This is a genomic window from Caulobacter sp. P1_D6 (assembly GCF_056406095.1).
The window spans coordinates 1-20,216 of record NZ_JBFUAW010000057.1 but is presented as its reverse complement, the minus strand read 5'-3'; the positions used below and the strand labels follow the sequence as shown (position 1 = coordinate 20,216).

General features: G+C 67.3%; 13 protein-coding genes. 8 read left to right on the top strand and 5 right to left on the bottom strand.

What is annotated here, in order from left to right; genetic code table 11:
* Positions 1-165, bottom strand: a 165-nt coding sequence (locus AC1DYP_RS23325; protein WP_477048350.1) for a hypothetical protein, incomplete at its 3' end; no start/stop codon positions are given.
* A gap of 249 nt (positions 166-414) precedes the next feature.
* A complete protein-coding gene (locus AC1DYP_RS23320; protein WP_477048349.1) occupies positions 415-1,521 on the bottom strand; it encodes an alpha/beta hydrolase in 1,107 nt (368 codons plus the stop codon).
* Positions 1,522-1,781: 260 nt separating this feature from the next.
* On the opposite strand from AC1DYP_RS23320, the gene AC1DYP_RS23315 reads away from it, so the two are divergent.
* Positions 1,782-3,851, top strand: coding sequence for an alpha-N-arabinofuranosidase (locus AC1DYP_RS23315; protein ID WP_477048348.1), 2,070 nt, complete (start codon positions 1,782-1,784; stop codon positions 3,849-3,851).
* Positions 3,852-3,886: 35 nt separating this feature from the next.
* Here the strand turns inward: AC1DYP_RS23315 and AC1DYP_RS23310 are convergent, their stop codons facing one another.
* Complete coding sequence (locus AC1DYP_RS23310) at positions 3,887-4,921, bottom strand: cupin-like domain-containing protein (protein ID WP_477048347.1); 1,035 nt, start codon at positions 4,919-4,921, stop codon at positions 3,887-3,889.
* Entirely contained in the window at positions 4,918-5,595 is a 678-nt protein-coding gene (locus AC1DYP_RS23305; RefSeq protein ID WP_477048346.1) for a SapC family protein, read from the bottom strand. The genes AC1DYP_RS23310 and AC1DYP_RS23305 overlap by 4 nt, the downstream gene beginning before the upstream one ends.
* 407 nt (positions 5,596-6,002) lie before the next feature.
* On the opposite strand from AC1DYP_RS23305, the gene AC1DYP_RS23300 reads away from it, so the two are divergent.
* From AC1DYP_RS23300 to AC1DYP_RS23270, 7 genes are all read left to right on the top strand, one after another.
* The gene (locus AC1DYP_RS23300) at positions 6,003-8,876 is read left to right on the top strand and encodes a TonB-dependent receptor (RefSeq protein WP_477048345.1); all 2,874 of its coding nucleotides are present in this window, start codon (positions 6,003-6,005) and stop codon (positions 8,874-8,876) included.
* Positions 8,877-8,945: 69 nt separating this feature from the next.
* Positions 8,946-10,490, top strand: coding sequence for a tryptophan halogenase family protein (locus AC1DYP_RS23295; protein WP_477048344.1), 1,545 nt, complete (start codon positions 8,946-8,948; stop codon positions 10,488-10,490).
* Positions 10,487-10,945, top strand: a complete 459-nt coding sequence (locus AC1DYP_RS23290; protein WP_477048343.1) for a hypothetical protein — start codon at positions 10,487-10,489, stop codon at positions 10,943-10,945. The genes AC1DYP_RS23295 and AC1DYP_RS23290 overlap by 4 nt, the downstream gene beginning before the upstream one ends.
* Entirely contained in the window at positions 10,945-13,647 is a 2,703-nt protein-coding gene (locus tag AC1DYP_RS23285) for a glycoside hydrolase family 3 C-terminal domain-containing protein (protein WP_477048342.1), read from the top strand. The genes AC1DYP_RS23290 and AC1DYP_RS23285 overlap by 1 nt, the downstream gene beginning before the upstream one ends.
* Positions 13,648-13,705: 58 nt before the next feature.
* Positions 13,706-15,640 carry a sialate O-acetylesterase gene (locus AC1DYP_RS23280; RefSeq protein WP_477048341.1) on the top strand — a complete coding sequence of 645 codons (1,935 nt, stop codon included), beginning with the start codon at positions 13,706-13,708 and terminating at the stop codon, positions 15,638-15,640.
* Positions 15,641-15,672: 32 nt separating this feature from the next.
* On the top strand, positions 15,673-16,632 hold the full coding sequence (locus tag AC1DYP_RS23275; RefSeq protein WP_477048340.1) for an alpha/beta hydrolase: 960 nt from the start codon (positions 15,673-15,675) through the stop codon (positions 16,630-16,632).
* Positions 16,633-16,784: 152 nt separating this feature from the next.
* Positions 16,785-17,042: a helix-turn-helix domain-containing protein gene (locus AC1DYP_RS23270; RefSeq protein WP_477048339.1), complete on the top strand. Its 258-nt coding sequence runs from the start codon at positions 16,785-16,787 to the stop codon at positions 17,040-17,042.
* A gap of 397 nt (positions 17,043-17,439) precedes the next feature.
* Here the strand turns inward: AC1DYP_RS23270 and AC1DYP_RS23265 are convergent.
* Positions 17,440-20,216 (bottom strand): TonB-dependent receptor (locus AC1DYP_RS23265; protein ID WP_477048338.1); only part of this gene is annotated, 2,777 nt, incomplete at its 5' end.

Genomic DNA, 20,216 nt, shown 5'->3' with positions numbered 1-20,216 from the left:
CGTCTGGGCGATGCCGATGATCGGCTTGCCCGACTGCAGCTCATCCAGCGACAGGCCGAAGTTCAGGTAGCGCTCCAGATACAGCGCCGTCATGTCCGCGTTGTCCGGATTGTCGAACCAGGCGCGCGAACGAAGCTTTGGTTGAGAGGCGGCGGAGGAAGCCATCGAGAGTCCCATCGAGGCGCGATCTTCTGCGCCGGAAAAGTGTCGTGTCGGGTCAGGCAAGCACGGGTCGCGGCTACCGGTGAAGCACCGCATCCCGCCAGGCCACTAAATCCGGATAAGGTGATCGGCCGGACGTGCGCGCGGCCAGTTCAAGCAACTTGACCCCCGAAAAATCGACGCCCAGGTCCTGCGGCGGTGCGGGAAAAGATCATGGCATGCCTTCGGGAGCCCCGCTCGGGGCGCCGCCTCCTACTGTGCTTGGAACGCCAGGTTCTTGCTGAAGAACGGCAGGACGTTCTCCTGGAAACGGCTCGGGACGTCGCTGGTGTGATCGCCCGGATAGATCTCGAAGCTGTTGGCGACGTCATATCGATCCAAAGCCTCGTGCAGCTTGGCGGCGTCGCCCTTCAGCCCGTCCCGGTCGCCGACGTCGATGGCGATGGCTTTGTATCGCCGCAGCGCGCCGATGTACTGGTCGACGAAGGCCAGCGGCGCATTGGCCGCCCATTTGGCCAGCACGCCAGGCTGGACCTGACCGTTCTCGACCGGGAGGTCCAGGTAGAGCGGCGGCTTCTTGGGATTGGGCGACCAGGCCGCCGCCGTGGCCAGCTGGGCGCGCAGGCCCCAGGGCAGTTTCTGCGCGTCTTCCACCGTCTTGACCTGGGCGAAGGCCGACGCAGATTCGGCATTGAATTGACCAGGATCGCGCGGCGACAGACAGCAGGGGCTCATCATGTAGAGCGCGCCGAAGACGTCGGCGTGACGCATGCCGATGCGGCTGGCGCCATAGCCGCCCATCGAATGCCCGACCAGGCCCCGGCTCTCCCGCTTGGGCAAGGTGCGATAGTGGGCGTCGACGTAACGGACGAGGTCCTTGGCGATGAAGGCCTCGAAATCGCCCGTCGTCTGCGAGCTGGAATACATCGAACCGTTGTGAATGGTCTTGCTGTCGGGGAGCACGACGATCATCTCGGCGGCGCCCTTGGCGAACGCGCCCTCGATCGTCTGGGGCACATGGATCTCGCCGACCCACTGCTCGGCGCCGATCGAATAGCCGTGCAAGGCGTAGACGACCGGATAGCGTCGGTCGGGATGGCTCCTGTAGCCGGGCGGAAGGACGACAAGCACGTCGCGGTCGGCGCTCTCGCCTTCCAGATTGCCCTCGATCGCCACGGAATGGACCTTGATCCTTTCGATCGTCGCGGGCTTGGCGCCCGCCACGACCGGTGGGGCCTTGGTCGTGACCTGGGCGCCGGCGGCCATTGGCGCGGCCAGCCCCAGCGCCATGATCGCCGCGAGGCGCCCGTAGAATCCAAGACCGCGGGCGCTTTGGCCGCGGCTGTCGCGAGCGATCATTCGAACCTCCCCGCCGCGAATTCTTGATATTGCGTCACGCGGCTTGTTAGCGCTACCATTTGTCCGGCTAAATAATCTGGTGTCAAGAGTCGCCCTTCGCGTTGAAGCGTCCCTAAGCAAGCCGGCGCCCGCCGGAAAAATGCAAACCCGACTTAGGTCTCAACGATAAGCGGCGAAACCTCCGCGAGCCCGAGATAGCGACGGCGCAGCATCCCATAGAGGAGCGCGTGTCAAATGACTGAGTAATTAGGGAGCAAACGATGCGATACGGATGGATGCTGGCCACCTGTCTTGGCTGGTCGATGGCCAGTTCGGCCTTGGCGGCCGAGCCGGTCAAGGTGACGATCGACGGCGCGCGCCGCGCCGCGCCGGTCACCAAGTACGAATACGGCATGTTCATCGAGCCTATCGGCGGCCTGGTGGCGCGCACGCTCTGGGCCGAGATGCTCGATGACCGCAAGTTCTACTATCCGGTCGTGCCACCGGCCCTCGACATCCCGCCGCCGCTGAACGCCGAAGGCCGGCCCGGCGTGTCTTATCGCAAATGGCGGCCCATCGGCGCCGACGACGCCGTCATCATGGACGCCAAGGACCCATACGTCGGGACCCAGAGCCCCCGCGTCGTGCTCGATGGAACGGTGCGTAAGGGGCTCTCGCAGGCGGGCATCGGGCTGGCCAAGGGCAAGCGCTACGATGGTTATGTGCTGTTGTCGGGCGACGCCGGCGCCCAGGTGGAGGTCGCGTTGATCTGGGGGCCCGCCCCCGGCGATCGCCAGACCGTCGCCCTCCCCGCCCCCGACGGCGGCTGGAAACGCGCGGCCTTCAGCTTCACCCCCGCCGCCGACGCCGCGGATGCGCGCCTGGAGATCACAGGGCTGGGCTCAGGATCGTTCCGCATCGGCGCGGCGTCCCTGATGCCGTCCGACAACATCCGGGGTTGGCGCGCCGACACCACGACCATCGCCCGTTCGCTGAATTCGGGCATGTGGCGCCTTCCGGGCGGTAACTTCCTGTCGAACTGGGACTGGCACGGCGCACTGGGGCCGCGCGATGAGCGCGCGCCGATGTTCGACCACGCCTGGAGCGCCATGCAGCCCAACGACATCGGCATGGACGAGTGGATGGACCTGACCCGGATCCTCGGCGTCGAGCCCTATGTGACCGTCGACGCCGGCCTGGGCGACGCCAATTCGGCGGCCGAAGAGGTCGAATACCTCAACGGTCCGGCGACCAGCACCTGGGGCGCGCGCCGCGCGGCCAACGGTCACCCCGAGCCCTACGGCGTCAAGTTCTGGAACATCGGCAACGAGCCCTACGGCTGGTGGCAGATCGGCAAGACCTCGCTCGACTATTTCATGATCAAGCACAACGCCTTCGCCAAGGCGATGCGCGCGGTCGATCCGACGATCACCCTGATCGGCTCGGGCGCCATGCCTGACCAGGGACATCCCAAAGGCACCAAGGAAAACGCGTCCCTGGAGAGCGTCATGCCCAAGTTCGGCTCCGAGTGGGACTGGACGGGCGGGCTTCTGGCCAAGGCCTGGGGCAATTTCGACGGCATTTCCGAGCACTGGTACGACCAGCCCGAAAAACGGCCGGACGCGCCGGCGGACGCCGAGCTGATGGAATACGCCCGCGCGCCCTCCAACCAGGTCCGAATGAAGGCCGAGCAGTGGAAGATCTACCAGACGCGCTTCCCGGCGATGAAGGACAAGAACATCTTCCTTTCGATCGACGAGTACGCCTATTTCGGCGAGGTCAATCTCAAGTCAGCCCTGGCCTACGCCCTGACCCTTCAGGAGATGCTGCGCCACACCGACTTCCTGACCATGTCCGCCTTCACCACGGGCGCCTCGACCATGGACATCAGCCCGACCGACGCGACCCTCAACTCGACCGGCGCGGTCTTCAAGTTCTACGGCGAACACTTCGGCGCCGGCGTGACCCCGGTGGCTGTCCTGGGAGATTCCGAGCAGCCCGAGCCGCGCTATCCAGTCGGTTATAATCACCCCAAGGTGCGCGCCGGCAGCCCCACCTATCCGCTCGATGTGATCGCGGGCCTCAGCCCCGACGGCAAGACCCTGCGGATCGGCGTCGTCAACGCCACGGCCACCCCGCAGCCATTGAACCTGGACCTGAAGTCCCTGGCCGTGCGCGGCGCGGGACGTCGCTGGGTTCTCACCGGCGCGTCGCTGAACGCGGCGAACAAGGTCGGATCGCCGGCGGGCGTGACGGTCACGGCCGGCCCGGTTGCTCGCGGCTCGCGCCTGACGGTTCCGCCCATCTCGGCGACCGTGTTCGAGTTCCCGATTTCGGCCGGTTCACGATAGAGCCGCGGGGCGCCGACCTTTATCGGCCGGCACCCTCAGCCGCCTCGCAGCATCCGCATGACGCTGGCGCGGATCTTCCCATAGTTCCCCTCCGCCAAGGGCCCAAGGATCCCGTGGCGCGAAGGCGTCAGATGGTCCAGCGGGTGGCCGTTCGGGCGAAACACGTAGTGGTCGAAGAACGCGCGCCAGGCCTGACGTTCCGCCGCCGGCCGCTCGGCGATGGCGATCATCGCCAGCATCAAGGTGGCGAACGGCGCGTCGGGCCCCGCCGCGAACCCATCCCACCAGTAATTGACCAGCAGGTTGCGGGGATCGAGCGCCTCGACCTGATGCCACCACAGCTTGGGCAGGTAGAGCGCATCGCCGGGGCCGAGCTCGACCACGGCGGCCCGATCGCGCGCCGCTTCGAAACGGGGAAAGCGCGGATCGCCCGGCTCGGCGCCGGCCGCGAGGCCCACCGGTTGCCCCGCCATCGTGTGGTCGATCGGTCCGACATAGAGGTCTGCGATCGCGTCCGGAGGATAGAGCGTGAAGCGACGCCGTCCGGCGACGACGCAGGCCAGGTTGTCGTAGGTGTCGTAGTGGCAGGCCACGCGGCTGGCGTTGCCGAGCCAGACGCGGGGCCGCGCGGCGGGCGGTAGAAAGGCGACCTGGTGGTCTCTATCGAACCCCGGCAGAAAGTCGTCGGTCGGCAGGGAGCCCATGTAGACGCTGGCGCGCCCGGGATCGGCGGCGGCCTGGTCGATCCGTTCCAGAGTCTGGCCCAGGGTCAGGGATTCGCGGTCGAAATTGAACCCGCCCGGCCCTTCGCCATAGTGATAGCGCCCGGCGATGGCCGGCGCGCCGATGAAGGCCTGCCCCGCCAGGCCGGCGTCGAAGCCCTTGAGATACGACGCCAGGTCCGGCCAGGACCGGGCGGCCGCCCGGGTCGAGGGCCAATCGCGGCACAAGCCTCGCAGCACGACGGGCCCGCGGGCTTCGGCCATGTCCCGCTTGAATTCGGCGACGTCCCACCCGTCCGCGGCGTCGATCTCGACGACCCTCGCCCGCTCGGGTCGGTCCCAGTTCATGCCGCCAGTCGCTCGTTTCTCAGATCGGCCAGCACCGACACCTGCTTGAGCGACCCCGCCATGGCGTAGATGAGCTGCAGATAGCCGCGCCGAAACAGGTCGAGCACGGCGGCGGCGTCGAGTTCGCCGAGCGCGTCGAGACTGACGGTGTAAAGACCGGCGAGACTTAAGGACCGGCCATCGTCGAACGACAGGTCGACATCGATCGGTTCGACCAGCCGCAAGGCGACGAGCGACTGGATGAAGGCGTCGGTCGCCGGCACGCCGGCGTTCAATTGTCCGAGCACATGCTGGATGCGCCGCAGCGCCTGGCTGGGCAGTCCGCCCTGCTCGAACAGAGCCGCTCCTCGCCCGGTGGAGAACCGCGGGTGGGCGGGATCGATGGCGACGCCGCCGGGCGCGAGGAAGTAGCCCTGCCGTTCGAGATCCAGCGGCACGAACGCCCGGCGGCCCGGCGCATCGCGCCTGAGAAGGTTCTCGCCCGGCTCGAAACCGAACATCGCGCCCACGTAGAACTGCCCGGTTTCCGGGTTCTTTGTCAGGAAAATCGGACATGTCGCGGCGGCCGTGACGAACTCGGACGCCACGATCTGAACGAAATGCGCGCCGTCCGCGGGAAGGTCGGCCTGATGCAAATCAAGGTGACGCTCGGCGTTCAGCAGTTCCAGGTCCATGGGTCGTTTCCTCACTGACCGCCGCGAGATCGAGCCCGCGAGCTTTAATGCCAGAGATCGATAACCGCGATCGACGGGTCCGTCCATCGGCGCCGAGCTCAAGGCCATTACACCGACAAATAGGCCTTGATACCGGTACCTGTTAGCGCTACCTTCAAAGCAACAAAAAAATAACGTGCAGGGAGGTTGTGATGCAATCGTGCCGTAAGGACGACAGCTAGACCCCTTTTATTCCGAAAATTGAGACGTAACGGCCCGGTGCATGCGCCAGGCCGAGCGATAGCGCACGCGTTCATCCCAGAGGAAACAGGAGGGGAAACATGAGAAAAGCCCAGCTTACTAATCAGAGTAATTCGGGAGCGCGGTCACGCGCCTCGAAGGCCGCCTTGGTCGGCGCGTCCAGTGTCATGGTCCTGGCGCTTTGCGGCGCGGCCAGCGCCGCCGAGCGGGCGAACGAGGAAACCATCATCACGGCGGCCGCCATCGCCGCTCCGGCGGCCGAGCAAGATTCGGCCCCGCAATCGAAAAACGAGACCACCACCACCGTCGACGAGGTCATCGTCACAGGTTTGCGCGGTTCGCTGCAACGCAACCTCGACATCAAGCGAAACTCGGCGGGCGTGGTCGACGCCATCTCGGCCGAAGACATCGGCAAGTTCCCGGACTCCAACGTCGCCGCGTCGCTGCAGCGCCTGCCCGGCGTGTCCATCCAGCGCGCGGGCGCTCGTGGCGAACCCCAAGGCATCACGGTCCGCGGCTTTGGCGGCGACTTCAACGAAACCCTCTATGACGGTCGCCGGATCTCCACGGCCACCGGCGGTCGCTCGGTCGACTTCAGCACCGTGGGCGCCGACTTCGTGGGCGGCCTGTCCGTGCTCAAGACGCCCGACGTGTCGCTGTCGAGCAGCTCGATCGGCGCGACCGTCAACGTCGCCTTCCCCAAGCCGTTCGACCGCCCTGGCCGCCGCATGGCGGTCACCGCTTCCGGCTCCTTGCAGGACGACGCCGGCAAGGTGGTTCCCACCGTCGGCGCGCTGTTCAGCGACACCTTCGCCGACAACAAGTTCGGTGTGCTGGCCGACGTGATGTACACGCGCCACGACACCCAGACCAACCGCGTCTATGTCAGCGGCTGGCCGGGCGGGCGCTATGCGCCCTGCCAACTGACCCCGACCTGCACCTCGGCGGAACTGGCCAACAAGACCATCGTCGGCTGGTTCGAGCAGCAGGCCGGCGCGAGCCAGATCTATACCAAGGACGAGCGGCTTGACGGCCGCATCGCCTTGCAATGGGCTCCGGCCGAGGGCGTCACGGTCACGCTGGACGACAACTATTCGCGCCAGAAGATCCGGGCCGACAACTTCGGTTACGGCATCTGGTTCAACCAGGACGGCCTCCGGAACGTCAAGCTGGACCAGAACGGCACGACGGTCGACTTCACCCAGGCCGGATCGCAGACCGACTTCGTGGCCGGCACGGACCGCTCGGTCCTCGAGACCAACCAGACCGGCCTGAACCTGCAATGGGACCTGTCGCAGAACCTGAGCTTCGAGGCCGACGCCAGCTACGCCAAGAGCTGGCTGAACCCGGACGGCGAGATCAGCAGCGACAACGCCGACGTGGGCTACGGCTTCGCCATCGGCCCGGCGCTGGGGATCCGCATCGACGGCGACAGCAAGAACACCCTGCCCGTGCTGCACGGCTATGGCCCCAACGGGGACGCCGCGCGCTGGGCCGACGCCTCGGTCATGGGCTCGCACGTCACCGTGCGCCAGGCCCAGCAGAACACCGACACCGTCAAGCAGGTGCGCGTGGCCGGGTCCTGGGAACAGGAGGGCTTCCGCATCAAGGCCGGCGGCACCTATCTGGAAGACCACTACCAGTTCGAGCAGAGCAACACCTTCGTCAACAACTACTGGCAGGCCTATCCGGGCTATGGTCCGGCGTCGGGCCCCAACGGCGGCGTGCCGGTGCCGGCCAACCTCTTCACCCAGCAAGTCAGCACCAACGGGTTCATCCCCGGCTTCTCAGGCGCCCTGCCGCCGACGTTGCTCAAGTACGACGCCCACGCCTATCAGGCGTTCCTGACCAGCCTCGGCAACCCGCAAGCCCAGAATATTCCCGGGTTCAATTACAGCGGCGGCAATGTCGGAACCACGTTCACCGGGGCGTTCAACCTGGCGCTCGACAACGGCAGCATCCGCGACATCACCGAGAAGACCTGGGCTCTCTTCGTGAAAGCCAACTTCGACGTCGACGTGGCCGGCATGCCGTTCCACTTCAACGCCGGGGTGCGTGAGGAGAACACCCACGTCACGTCCGCCGGCTTCGGTCAGGTGCCGACCGCCATCACCGGCAGCGCCGGCGACCCGACCCTGCTGACCGTGACCCTGAGCGCGCCTCAGGCCGTGTCGACCAAGAGCAACTATTCGTACCTGCTCCCGAGCGTCGACATGAAACTGGAGCTGACCGACAGCATCCACATTCGCCTCGACGCGTCCCGAACCTTGACCCGTCCGAGCCTGAACCTGCTCACGCCGGTGGCCAGCGTCGGCACCGGCCAGCGGGTCGGCGCCCTCACGGCCAGCGGCGGCAGCCCATCGCTGAAGCCTTACCTGGCCGACAACTTCGATGCGGCGGTCGAGTGGTACTACCGGCCCAACTCCTATGCGTCGGTCAATTTCTTCCTCAAGGACGTCAGCAACTTCATCGTCGGCGGCACCGAGCGGCAGACGATCAACGGCGTGATCGACCCCACCACCGGCCAGCCGGCGATCTTCAGCGTCACCCAACAGGTGAACGGACCTGAAGCGACGGTGCGCGGGGTGGAAATCGCCTGGCAGCATGTGTTCGGCGAGAGCGGCTTCGGCTTCAACGCCAACGCCACGCTGGTCGACACGAACAAGCCCTACGATCGCACCGACATCTCCCAGAGCGGGTTCGCGATCACCGGCCTAGCCGACTCCGCGAACCTAGTGGCCTTCTATGACAAGAACGGCCTCGAAGCGCGGGTGGCGGTCAACTACCGCAAGGAGTACCTGCGCGGCTTCGGGCAGAACCAAAACACCGGCGCCTTCGGCTCGGAACCGACGTTCGAAAATCCGAACCTGCAGATCGACTTCAGCACCAGCTACGCCCTCACCAAGCAGATCAACCTGTTCTTCGAGGCCCTGAATCTCACCAACGAGACGCAGAGCACGCACGGACGGTTCGACAACCAACTGCTTGACGTGTTCGCCTATGGTCGACGCTACACCGCCGGGGCGCGTTTCCGCTTCTAGAGTCTCTCCCCCCTCGACTGGGAAGGTCGATCGCTTGACCTTCCCAGTCGATCTTTTTGCTTTGAGGCCATGGTCCGTCCCGTCAAAAACATCGTGATCGTCGGCGGCGGGACCGCTGGATGGCTCACCGCCGGCATTATCGCCGCCAAGCACCGCGCGCGCGCCGCGACGGGCTTTACGGTCACCCTCGTGGAGTCGCCGAACACGCCGATCATCGGCGTCGGCGAAGGCACCTGGCCGACCCTGCGCACCACGCTGGCCACCATCGGTGTTTCGGAAACCGACTTCTTTCGCGAATGCGACGCGGCGTTCAAGCAGGGCGCCAAGTTCGCGCGCTGGACCACGGGCGCGCCCGACGACGCCTACTACCACCCGCTGATGCTGCCTCAGGGCTTTTCGCAGGTGAACCTCGCGGCCCACTGGCTCGCCGGCGACGGCGCCCAGAGCTTCTGCGACGCGGTCACCCCGCAGGGCCGGATCTGCGACGACGGCCTGGCGCCCAAGACCATCACCGCCGGCCCCTACCAGGGCGTGGCCAACTACGCCTACCATCTCGACGCGGGGAAATTCGCGCCGTTCCTGCAGCGTCACTGCTGCGACAAGCTCGGCGTGCGCCATGTCCTGGCGGACGTCCGCGGCGTCGCCATGACCGAGGACGGCGACATCCGCGGCGTCGTCACCGAGCAAGCCGGCGAGATCGAGGGGGATCTCTTCGTGGACTGCACCGGCTTCCGGTCCCTCCTGCTGGGCGAGGCCCTCGGCGTGCCGTTCAAGGACTGCGGCGACGTCCTGTTCTGCGATACGGCCCTGGCGATCCAGGTCCCCTACGAGAACGAGAACAGCGCGATCGCCAGCCACACCATTTCCACGGCCCAGTCGGCCGGCTGGATCTGGGACATCGGCCTGCCCACGCGCCGTGGGACCGGGCACGTCTATTCCAGCCGCCATATCTCCGACGAGGACGCCGAACGCGAGCTGCGGGCCTATATCGGACCGGCGGGGCGCGACCTGCCGGCCCGCAAGATCCCGATCCGCTCGGGCCACCGCGAGACCTTCTGGAAGCGCAACTGCGTGGCCGTGGGCCTGGCCGCCGGGTTCCTGGAGCCGCTCGAAGCGTCGGCCATCGTCCTGATCGAACTGTCGGCCAAGATCATCGCCCAGCAGATGCCAGCCTGTCGCGAGGTGATGGACGTCGTCGCGGCGCGCTTCAACGCCACGACCCACTACCGCTGGGGCCGGATCATCGACTTCCTGAAGCTGCACTATGTGCTCAGCAAACGGTCCGACACCGCCTTCTGGCGCGACAACCGCGATCCCTCCACCGTGCCCGAGCGTCTGGCCGATCTGCTGAGGCTCTGGCGCCATCAACCGCCGTGGCTGCACGACGAGTTCGACCGCGTCGAGGAGGTCTTCCCGACCGCCAGCTATCAATACGTCCTCTACGGCATGGGCTTTCGGACGGAGGTCGAACCCGAGGCCCTGGCCGACGAACGTGCGATGGCCGAACGGGCGATGCGCGAGAACGCCGTCCAGACCGAGCGCCTGTGCGCCAGCCTGCCGCGTCACCGCGACCTGATCCGCAAGATCGTCGAGCACGGCCTGCAGCCGGTATGACGCCGGCCGGCGCGCCCGAGCCCGCCGCCCGGCCTGGCGCCGTAGCGGCGAGCGCCCCGACGCGGATTCAACGCGGATTCGCGCTCGTATGCGCCCTGATCGCCGAGAACCACGTCTATGACGTCCTCCGCGGCATCGGCGTCTACCTCGACGAGGGCTCGCGCTACGTGACCGTGCGCGACAACGTCTTCGACGGCCTGGGTCTCTGGCTCAATCTGAACGCGCTCGGCGGCGCCCATCCTCGGCGGACGGCCGCCGACAACGTCGCGCGCGGCAACTGGCACAATGCCGGCAAGGCGAACGGAAGCTGGTCCGACTACGCCAACAACCGCCTCGTCGACAACATCACGATCGATGGCCAGGACTGGCCGGAAGGCGCGCGCAAAGTGATCGCGCGGGCGGGCCCGGCGCCGGACACGAAACCCTCCACGACCAATCCGCAAGGTGGCGAATGATGTCTAGCTCGAAGTGGCGCCGGCACGGCCTGATCGCGACCGTCTACGGGGCGCTTTGGCTCTGCGCGCCGTTGGCGCAGGCGGCGCCGGCCGAGACCAGCGCGCCGGCGGTCTCCGGCGATCGCGCCAAGGCCGACCGCCTGGCCGCCCAACTGGTCAGCCAGATGACGCCGGACGAGAAGGTCGAGCAACTGCTCAACACCGCCCCGGCCATTCCGCGGCTCGGGATTCCCGCCTACAACTGGTGGACGGAGTCACTGCACGGCGCGCTCGGCGCCCTTCCGACCACGAACTTCCCCGAACCGATCGGCCTGGCCGCGACCTTCGATCCCGCCTTGGTCCACGACGTCGCCGGCGCGATCGGGTCGGAGGTGCGCGGACTGCACACGCTGGCGCGGGTCACCGGCCGGATGGGGCGGATCGGCACGGGCCTGGACACTTGGTCCCCCAATATCAACATCTTCCGGGATCCCCGCTGGGGCCGAGGCCAGGAGACCTATGGCGAGGATCCCTTCCTGACGGCGCGCATGGGCGTCGCCTTCGTCCAAGGCGTCCAGGGGCCCGATCCGGACCTGCCGCAGGTCGTGGCCACGCCCAAGCACTTCGCGGTGCATAGCGGCCCGGAGTCCACCCGCCACAGCGCCAATGTCTTCGTCTCGCGCCACGACCTGGAGGACACCTACCTGCCGGCGTTCCGCGCCGCGATCATCGAGGGCCGCGCGGGATCGGTGATGTGCGCCTACAACCGCATCGACGGCCAGCCGGCCTGCGCCAGCGACCTGCTGCTGAAGGACCACCTGCGCCAGGCCTGGGGGTTCAACGGCTACGTCGTTTCCGACTGCGACGCAGTCAAGGACATCAGCGACAATCACAAATACGCCCCGGACGCGGCCACAGCCGTCGCCGCGGCCATGCGGGCCGGCGTCGACAACGAATGCAACGGCGCGACCCTCACCGACACCGACGGACTGGCCGAGCGCTACCGCGAGGCCCTGCGGCGCGGCCTGATCAGCACCGAGGACGTCGACAGGTCGTTGGTGCGCCTGTTCTCGGCCCGCCTGCGCGCGGGCGACCTTCCCGGCGTCCGCGCAACCGACGCCGCCTCGGCGCCGGCCAGCGTGATGACGCCGGGGCATGAGGCCCTGGCGCTGGCCGCCGGGGAAAAGAGCCTCGTCCTGCTGAAGAACGACGGCCTGCTGCCGCTCAAGGCGGATGCTCGGATCGCCGTGATCGGACCGTTGGGCGACGCCACGCGCGTCCTGCGCGGCAACTACTCCTCGGCCTTGTCGGCGCCCCCGGTTTCGGTGCTCGACGGCCTGCGCCGCGCCCTGCCTTCGGCCAAGGTCGTCCACGCGCCGTTCGGCGCCTCGTTCACGGACGGCGATCGGGTGCCGACCAGCGCCTTGCGCTCGCCAGACGGCAAGCCGGGCCTTCTCGCCCGCTACTACAATCCGCTCGAGCCGGCGCCGAAGCGCTTCGCCCCCGGGACCTTCGGCGAGGTCGTCGCCAAGATGCGTTTCGCCGACAAGCCCGTCGTGACGCGCCTCGAATCCGACGTCGCGGCCCGCAGCCTGGACCTAGAGGCGGTCTCCGATCACCATCGCGTGGTCTGGACCGGCTTCCTGGTCCCACCCGAGACCGGGACCTATCGGCTGGGCCTGACGGGCTTCAATGGCGAGCTCAAGCTGGACGGCAAGCCGTTCGCCGACCTTCGCAAGGCCGGCTGGGGCAGCCTGCCGACCCTGAAGACGATCAAGCTGGAAAAGGGCCGAAAGTTCCCCGTCGAGATCGTCTCGGAAGCGCACGCCTTGTCGGGCGTCGATCTGGTCTGGAAGCGCATCTCGACCGATCCCGCCGCTGACCTGAAAGCGGCGGCGGCCCAGGCCGACGTTCTGATCGCGGTCGTGGGGCTGACCTCCGACCTCGAAGCCGAGGAATCCCCGGTCGAAATCCCCGGCTTCAAGGGCGGCGACAAGACGACCCTGGACCTTCCCGCCGACCAGCAGGCGCTGCTGGAGCAGGCCAAGGCGCTGGGCAAGCCCTTGATCGTCGTGACGATGAACGGCAGCCCGCTGAACCTGTCCTGGGCCAAGGACAACGCCTCGGCGATCCTGGAGGCCTGGTATCCGGGCCAGTCCGGCGGGTTGGCCATCGCCAATGTGCTGTCGGGCAAGACCAACCCGGCCGGTCGCCTGCCGCTGACCTTCTATCGCTCGGTCGATGACCTGCCGCCGTTCGGCGACTACGCCATGGCCGGCCGGACCTACCGCTATTTCGAGGGCTCGGCGGTCTATCCGTTCGGCTACGGCCTCAGCTACACGCGGTTCGCGTACGAGCCCCTGAAGATCGAGCCGGCGAGCGGCGGCGCGGGCAAGGGCCTTCGGGTGACGACCAGCGTGCGAAACGTCGGCGCCAGGTCCGGCGACGAAGTGGCCCAGCTCTATCTCGACTTTCCCGACACGCCCGGCGCCCCCCGCGTCGCCCTGCGCGGCTTCCAGCGGATCACCCTCAAGCCGGGCGAGGCGCGAACGGTCACGTTCGCCCTGTCGCCGCGGGACCTCAGCTCGGTGGACCTGGACGGCCAGCGCCGGGTCGCGGCGGGGCGCTACAGGGTCAGCGTGGGCTCCGGCCAGCCCGACAGCGGCGTGCCCGGCCAGTCGGCCGCCTTCGCGGTCGGCGCCGATGTCGGCCTGGCCAAGTAGCAACCCGCGCAAACGAGACCGGATCGTGTCGAAACGCCCGAGAAAGAAGACGTCGCCCATGAAAGTTTCGACGCTCGCCCGTGGCGCTCTCCTGGCGCTCGCCCTAACCCAGGCGGCGTCGGCCGCGCCCAGGCTTGAGGGCGTCCTGGGCGATCATGCGGTGTTGCAGAGGGATCGGCCGCTCGTCGTCGCCGGAACCGCGCGGCCCGGCGAGACGGTGCTCGTCAATCTGGCCGGACGGACCGCGCGCGGCCAGGCCGACCGCGACGGGCGCTTTCGCCTCACCCTGTCGCCCCTGTCCGCCGGCGGCCCCCACCAGATGCTGGTCGCCGCGCCTAGCGGCCAACAGGTCATCGACGACCTGATGATCGGCGACGTCTTCCTGTGCTCGGGTCAGAGCAACATGGAGCTTTCGACCGCCCAGGCGCAGAACAGCTTCCAGATCGCCGGCGCGGCCGACGCGGGCCTTCGTCTTCTGACCGTCCCCAAGCGCGCCGCCACCGCCCCGCAGGATCGCTTCGAACAGGCGCCGGCCTGGACCTCGGCGACGCCCGGGGCGATCGCCCAGTTCTCGGCCGTCTGCTTCTACATGGGTCAGGACCTGCGCAAGACCGCCAAGGCGCCGATCGGCCTGATCCACGCCAGTTGGGGCGGGTCGCGGATCGCGCCTTGGATGGCGCCCGACGGTCTGCGCGCCGCCGGCCTGGGCGACGACGCCGCGACGCTTGATCTCTACACCCGCGACACCGCCGCCGCCGAGGTCAAGGCCGCGGAGACGTGGGGAAAATGGTGGCGCGACCAATCTGGCGATGCGCCGGGCCGCGAGCCCTGGCGGACGGACGGAAACCTCGATTGGCGTCCGGCGCCCGCCATCGGCTACTTCAACCGCTGGGGCGATCCGGCCCTGGCCAGCTATGTCGGCATGGTCTGGTTCAAGAAGGAGGTCGTGCTGACCGCCGCGCAAGCGTGGCAGGGCGCCGTCCTGTCGCTGGGCGCCATCGACGACGCCGACCGCACCTGGATGAACGGCGTTCCGGTAGGCGGCGGCAGCATCGCCAGCGCGCCTCGCCGCTATCGCCTCGCCCCCGGCGTCCTCGTCGAGGGCCGCAACGCCATCACGATCAATGTCGACAATGTCTATGCCGAAGGCGGCATGACGGGGCCGGCGAGCCAGATGCGGTTACGTTTCGACGACGGGACCGAGATTCCCCTGGACGCGGATTGGCGCTACGCCCTCGCCGGCCGCCCCAAGTCGAACGCGCCGCGATCGCCTTGGGACGACATCAACGGCGCCGGCACGCTTTACAACGCCATGATCGCGCCGCTTGGCCCCGTCGCGCTAAGCGGCGTGGCCTGGTACCAGGGCGAGTCCGACACCGACCTCCCCGGCTACGATCGACGGCTCCACGCGATGATGGCGGACTGGCGCCGGCAGTTCGCCGCGCCGAACCTGCCCTTCGCGATCATCCAGCTGTCAGCCTATGGCGCTACGGCCTCCCGTCCGACCGAGAGCGGCTGGGCGCGACTGCGCGACATCCAACGTCGGACCGCCGAAACGGACGGGCGCGCCGGGCTCGTGGTCACCACCGACCTTGGCGATCCGCTCGACATCCATCCCGGCGAAAAGCAGGAGGTGGGCCGACGAGCGGCGCGGGTCATGCGGACCCTGGCCTACCATGAGGACATCGCTCCGTCGGGTCCTGGCGTCCTGTCGGCGGCCCGGACCCCGGACGGCGGCGTGACCCTGACCTTCAAGGGCGCGACGGGCGGTCTCGTCACCCACAGCGCGAACGTCGCCATTGGCTTCGAAGTTTGCGCGGAGACCGGTCCTTGCCGGTTCGCCGCCGCGAAGGCCTCCGGCGACAAGGTCGTTCTGGCCGGTGACGGCCAGCCTGTGGCGCGCGTCCGGTACGCCTGGGCCGACGCGCCGGCGGTGAACCTTTTCGATCAAGCCGGCCTGCCCGTCTCGCCTTTCGAGATCGTCGTGCCCTAGGCGCTCAGACCAAAATCAAAGGGAGAATTATCATGAGAAACAACAGCCTTGCGAACATGGTCCGACCGACCTGGACGGGATTGGTCGCGGTCGGCATGGCGGTCGCCTGCGCCCTGGCGGCGCCGGCCTACGCGCAAAACGACAAGATGCAGCCGGTGCCGATCCCGGCGCAGCCGAACGCCATCACGCTGGATACAGGCGCCTTGCCGGGCGCGACGGCGCCGGAGTCCTGGCATAGCCAGTACGGCAGCCTCTTCGCCCGCAACGTCACGGTCGCGACCCTGACCCCGTTCCTTCCGGATCCGGCCAAGGCCACGGGCGCGGCGGTGATCGTCGCCCCCGGCGGCGGATTCCGCACCCTTTCGATGGAGAACGAGGGCTATGACGTCGCGCGTGCGCTCGCCGACAAGGGCGTCGCCGCCTTCGTGCTCAAATATCGCCTGAACCAGACCCCGGCGGACATGCCCGGGTTCGAACGCTCGATGAACGAGATGTTCTCGGCCACCGCCGCCCGGCCGCCGCGGCCCAGCCCCCAGGCGGCCATGGCCGGCCTGGCGCCCCAGATCGCCGACTCTCGCGCCGCCTTCGCGCTCGTCCGCAAACGCGCGGCGGAATGGCGCGTCGATCCCGACCGCGTCGGCATGGTCGGTTTCTCGGCCGGCGCCATGCTCACCCTGGCCACGACCCTGGCCGGAGAGGACGCCAAGCCCGCCTTCATCGGCCTCATCTACGGCCCGCTCGCGCCGGTGACGGTCCCGGCCGACGCGCCGCCAATGTTCGTCGCGCTGGCCGCCGACGATCCGTTCTTCGCCAACAGCGGCTTTGGCCTGATCGACAGCTGGAAGGCGGCCAAGCGGCCGGTCGAGTTCCACCTCTATGAACAGGGCGGCCACGGCTTTGGCATGTACCCGAAGGAAACCACCAGCACCGGCTGGTTCGACGCCTACGCGCGTTGGCTCGGCATGCATGGCTTGTTGAAAGCCAAGCGCTAAGCGGCGTTGGAGGCTCAAGCGACCGTTGTCGCGAAGGCTTGGGCAAATGGCGACGGTCGGCTTGGGCCAACCGTCGTCTCCACGACAGCCAGCGCGCCTCACGAGACCAATCGGTTATCGATCAGAAACGGCTCGAACACGCAGAGACGGCCATGACGACAGAGAACGCGCGAGAGGACATCAATCATCCCCTCGGATCCGCCGAGCTCACGCCGGCCCAGTTGAGGGTCTTCGTGCTCGCCTGTTCAGGCCGGCTGAACAAGCAGATCGCCTTCGACCTCGGCGTCGCCGAGTCCACGGTCAAAGCGCATATGACCGCCGTCATGCGCAAACTCAACGTCCACACGCGAACCCAGGCGGCCATAGCGGCGCGGACCATGGACCTTGAGAGCGGCGTCAGACCCGACTGAGCCGTCAACTGGCTCGTCAGTCGCCGAATGCGGACGGTCCCGCAAGCAGCGGTGCGTAGCCCGCGAGCCGTTCAGCGCAGCGCTCTGCTGCGGCGCACGGCCGATGAGAACATGCGGTCCACGCCGCCCACGTGCCTTGTCCAGGTCTCCCATGTGAAGGCGCAGGGCGACAGGTTCGTCTGGATCCCGGAGATGCCTTAAGTCGTCTCGCCCCTACCGCCCGACCCGCCCTCTTCGGTTACAGTCGAAAGGAAGGTGATGCCGCGTCGGCATAAAAAATTGGCCTGGCGGAAGGCCAGGCCAGTTGGGGAGGAATTTTGAGGGTTCTGGCGAGTTGCGCTCGCCGTTCCGGCCGGGGGCGGACGGCGTTTGCGCCGTCCGCCCGAAGGCCTAACGTCTAGAAGGTGGCCCGCATGCCCACGAGGACCTGACGGCCGGGCTTGTAGTAGGTGAAGGTGGCGTTGTCGTACTGGAAGTGCGAGCGCAGCTTTTCGTTGGTGATGTTGGTCACGTTGAAGGTCAGCTGCGGCACATTGCCCAGGCCGAAGATCTTCTCCAGGTCGAAGCTGGAGGAGAAGTCGGTCTGCTTGTAGTCGTCGGCGAACAGCGCCGCGGCGGTGACGCCGTTCTGGTTGGCGCCGCTGGACTGCGAGCCCTTCCGGTAGACCTGGCTCAGACGCAGGCTGACGCCGTTATGCTCGTAATAGCCCGTCAGGTTGTAGCTGTACTTGGCCACGCCGTAGGCGATGGCGGGGCCATTGCTGGTCTGGTCGACGATGGTGGCGTTGGCGTTGAAGCCCAGACCTTCGACGCCGAACCGGCTGGTCAGGAAGTCGAGCGGCTGCACCCACTGGAATTCCAGGCCGTTGATCGTCAGCTTGTTGGGCACGTTGATCTGCGACTGGATCTGGACYTGCGCCGTGGTCGGGCCGCCGCGCGAATTGATCGCCGTCTTCTGGGTGTCGTTCAGGGTGTCGTAGGTGATGCCGTACTGGGCCAGGTACGAGAACGGCTGGGTCACGACGTTGTTGGTCGTGAAGCCGGTCAGCGACTTGCGGAASGCGTTGACCGCGATCACGCCTTCCTGGCCGGTGTAGATCTCGAAGCCCAGGTCCAGGTTCTTGGAGAAGTAGGGCTCGAGCGCCGAGTTGCCGATGGTGGCTTGGTCAGCCGACGGCGCGCCGAAGCTGACGCCCGGCAGCTGGGCGGCCGGATCCGGACGAGTCATSGTYTCSGACACCGCCGCGCGAACCACGGCGTGYTCGCCGACATCGTAGGCGATGTTGGCGGCCGGCAGCCACTTCGAATAGGTGTTCTCGGTGTAGACGACGTTGGTGATGTTCGGATAGCGCGAGCCGTCGGGCAGCTGGGCGCCGCCGGGCAGGCTGTTGCGGGGATCGGCGATCGATACGCGGCCGCCGATCGTCTGCTTGGTGTGYACGTACCGGACGCCGACGTTGAAGCGCAGATCGCTGTCCAGCACCGGGGTGACGCCGTTCAGTTCGGTATAGGCCGCGCTGTTCTTCTCATTGATGTAGCCGCCGCTGGCGCCGGTGTTGGAGCCGCCCGACTCCGGCGTGTTGTCGTGGAGCTGGTCGTAGTTGGTGGCCTTCTTGACCGCGTCCCAGTCGACCGTGACGAAGCCGGCGCGGCCGGGCTTCAGATAGCTGGCCAGGCTGGCGGTGGGGATCAGCGAGCCGGCGTAGGTGAGCGTCCCGGTCTGGCCGGCCGTGTAGCCCGTGCCGTAGCCCGGATAGGTCGGATAGCCSGCGGGCGCGGCGCCCGGCTGGTTCAGGCCCTGGCAGGGCGGCTGGCCGTTGGGCGACGGCAGGTTGATGCTGGGGTTGTTGCCGCAGGTCGCGTTCTGCCACGGCTGGGTGTTGTCGTAGCCGCGGATGGTGCGCGACACGTCGTCGTAGTTGCCGCCGAACTTCAGGTTCAGCGCCTCGTCGCCCCAGGTGACGGCGGCGCGAGCGCCCTTGGTCTCATACCAGCGCCGCTCGTCCTGCATGTTCAACCGGCCGCCGTTCCAGACGAAATTGGCCGGGTTGTTCAGGTCGACGCTGCTCTTGATCGTCGGAATGCCGTTCGGATTGTAGGTGTAGTCGACGGTCGTGCCGACGCCCAGCGCGGTCACCGGACCGAAGGTCGGGCTTTCGCGGTGGAAATTGCTCTTGGTGTAGTTGAGCTGGCCCTCGACCTTGAGCTTGTCGTTGATGCGCCACTCGCCGCCCGGGTTGATCCCCCACAGCTCGGTCTTCTCGAGATAGGGCCGGAATTCCAGGAAGAACTGCGAATTGGCGTAGGTGCCCTGGGTGACCGTGCAGCCGGTCGAGCAATCGGTCTTGTCGTACTTGGTGTTGGTCGGAATGATCGCGCCGTTGCGCACGATCCACGCGATGTCTTCGCGCAGCAGGTCGTTGTTCTTGTAGCCGTACATGCCGTCGACATAGAAGCTCAGGTTGTCGTTCGGCTTCCATTCCAGGCTGGCCACGGCGTTGAAGCGGTCGCGGCGGCCGTATTCGGCCGAGGGGCGGCCCAGGCGCGGCAGCAGGCCGTTGTCGATCTGCTGGATGCTGGCGCCGGGATTGTGCGCCAACAGGAAGGCCTGGTCGATGGTCTGGCCGGCCACCAGGCCGCCGCCCGCGCCGACCGGCACCGTGGCCGGGATCGTCCAGTTGCCGCCACCGGTAGGATTGCAACCGGTCGTCGCGCCGCACTGGGCCGCCGACAGGTTCGGGTTGGTGAAACCGATCGTCTCGTAGCCGCGCGTATCGGTCTTGAGCCTCTGGCCGGAAATCCCGAACAGGACGCCGAAATTGTCCCAGGTCTTGCTGGCGATCAGCGAGCCCTTGCCGCCCCAGTCGGCGCCGTCCGGCTTGACCCCCTGGACGTTGAAGGTGAGGTGCTGACCGGGCCGATCAAAGGGCCGGGCCGAGCGCATGTCGATGTTGCCCGCCGCGCCGCCCTCCAGCAGACCGGCCGAATAGCTCTTGTTGACCGTCAGCTTGGTGAACAGGTCGGTCGGGAAGAAGCTGAGGTCGACCGAGCGGTCGGTGCCTTGCGCGTCGGTCGGGCCCGACGAGGCGACCGCGATCGAGGCGCCGTTCAGCGTGACGTTGGTGAAGTTCGAGCCCAGGCCGCGGATGGCGACATTCGTATGGCGACATTCGT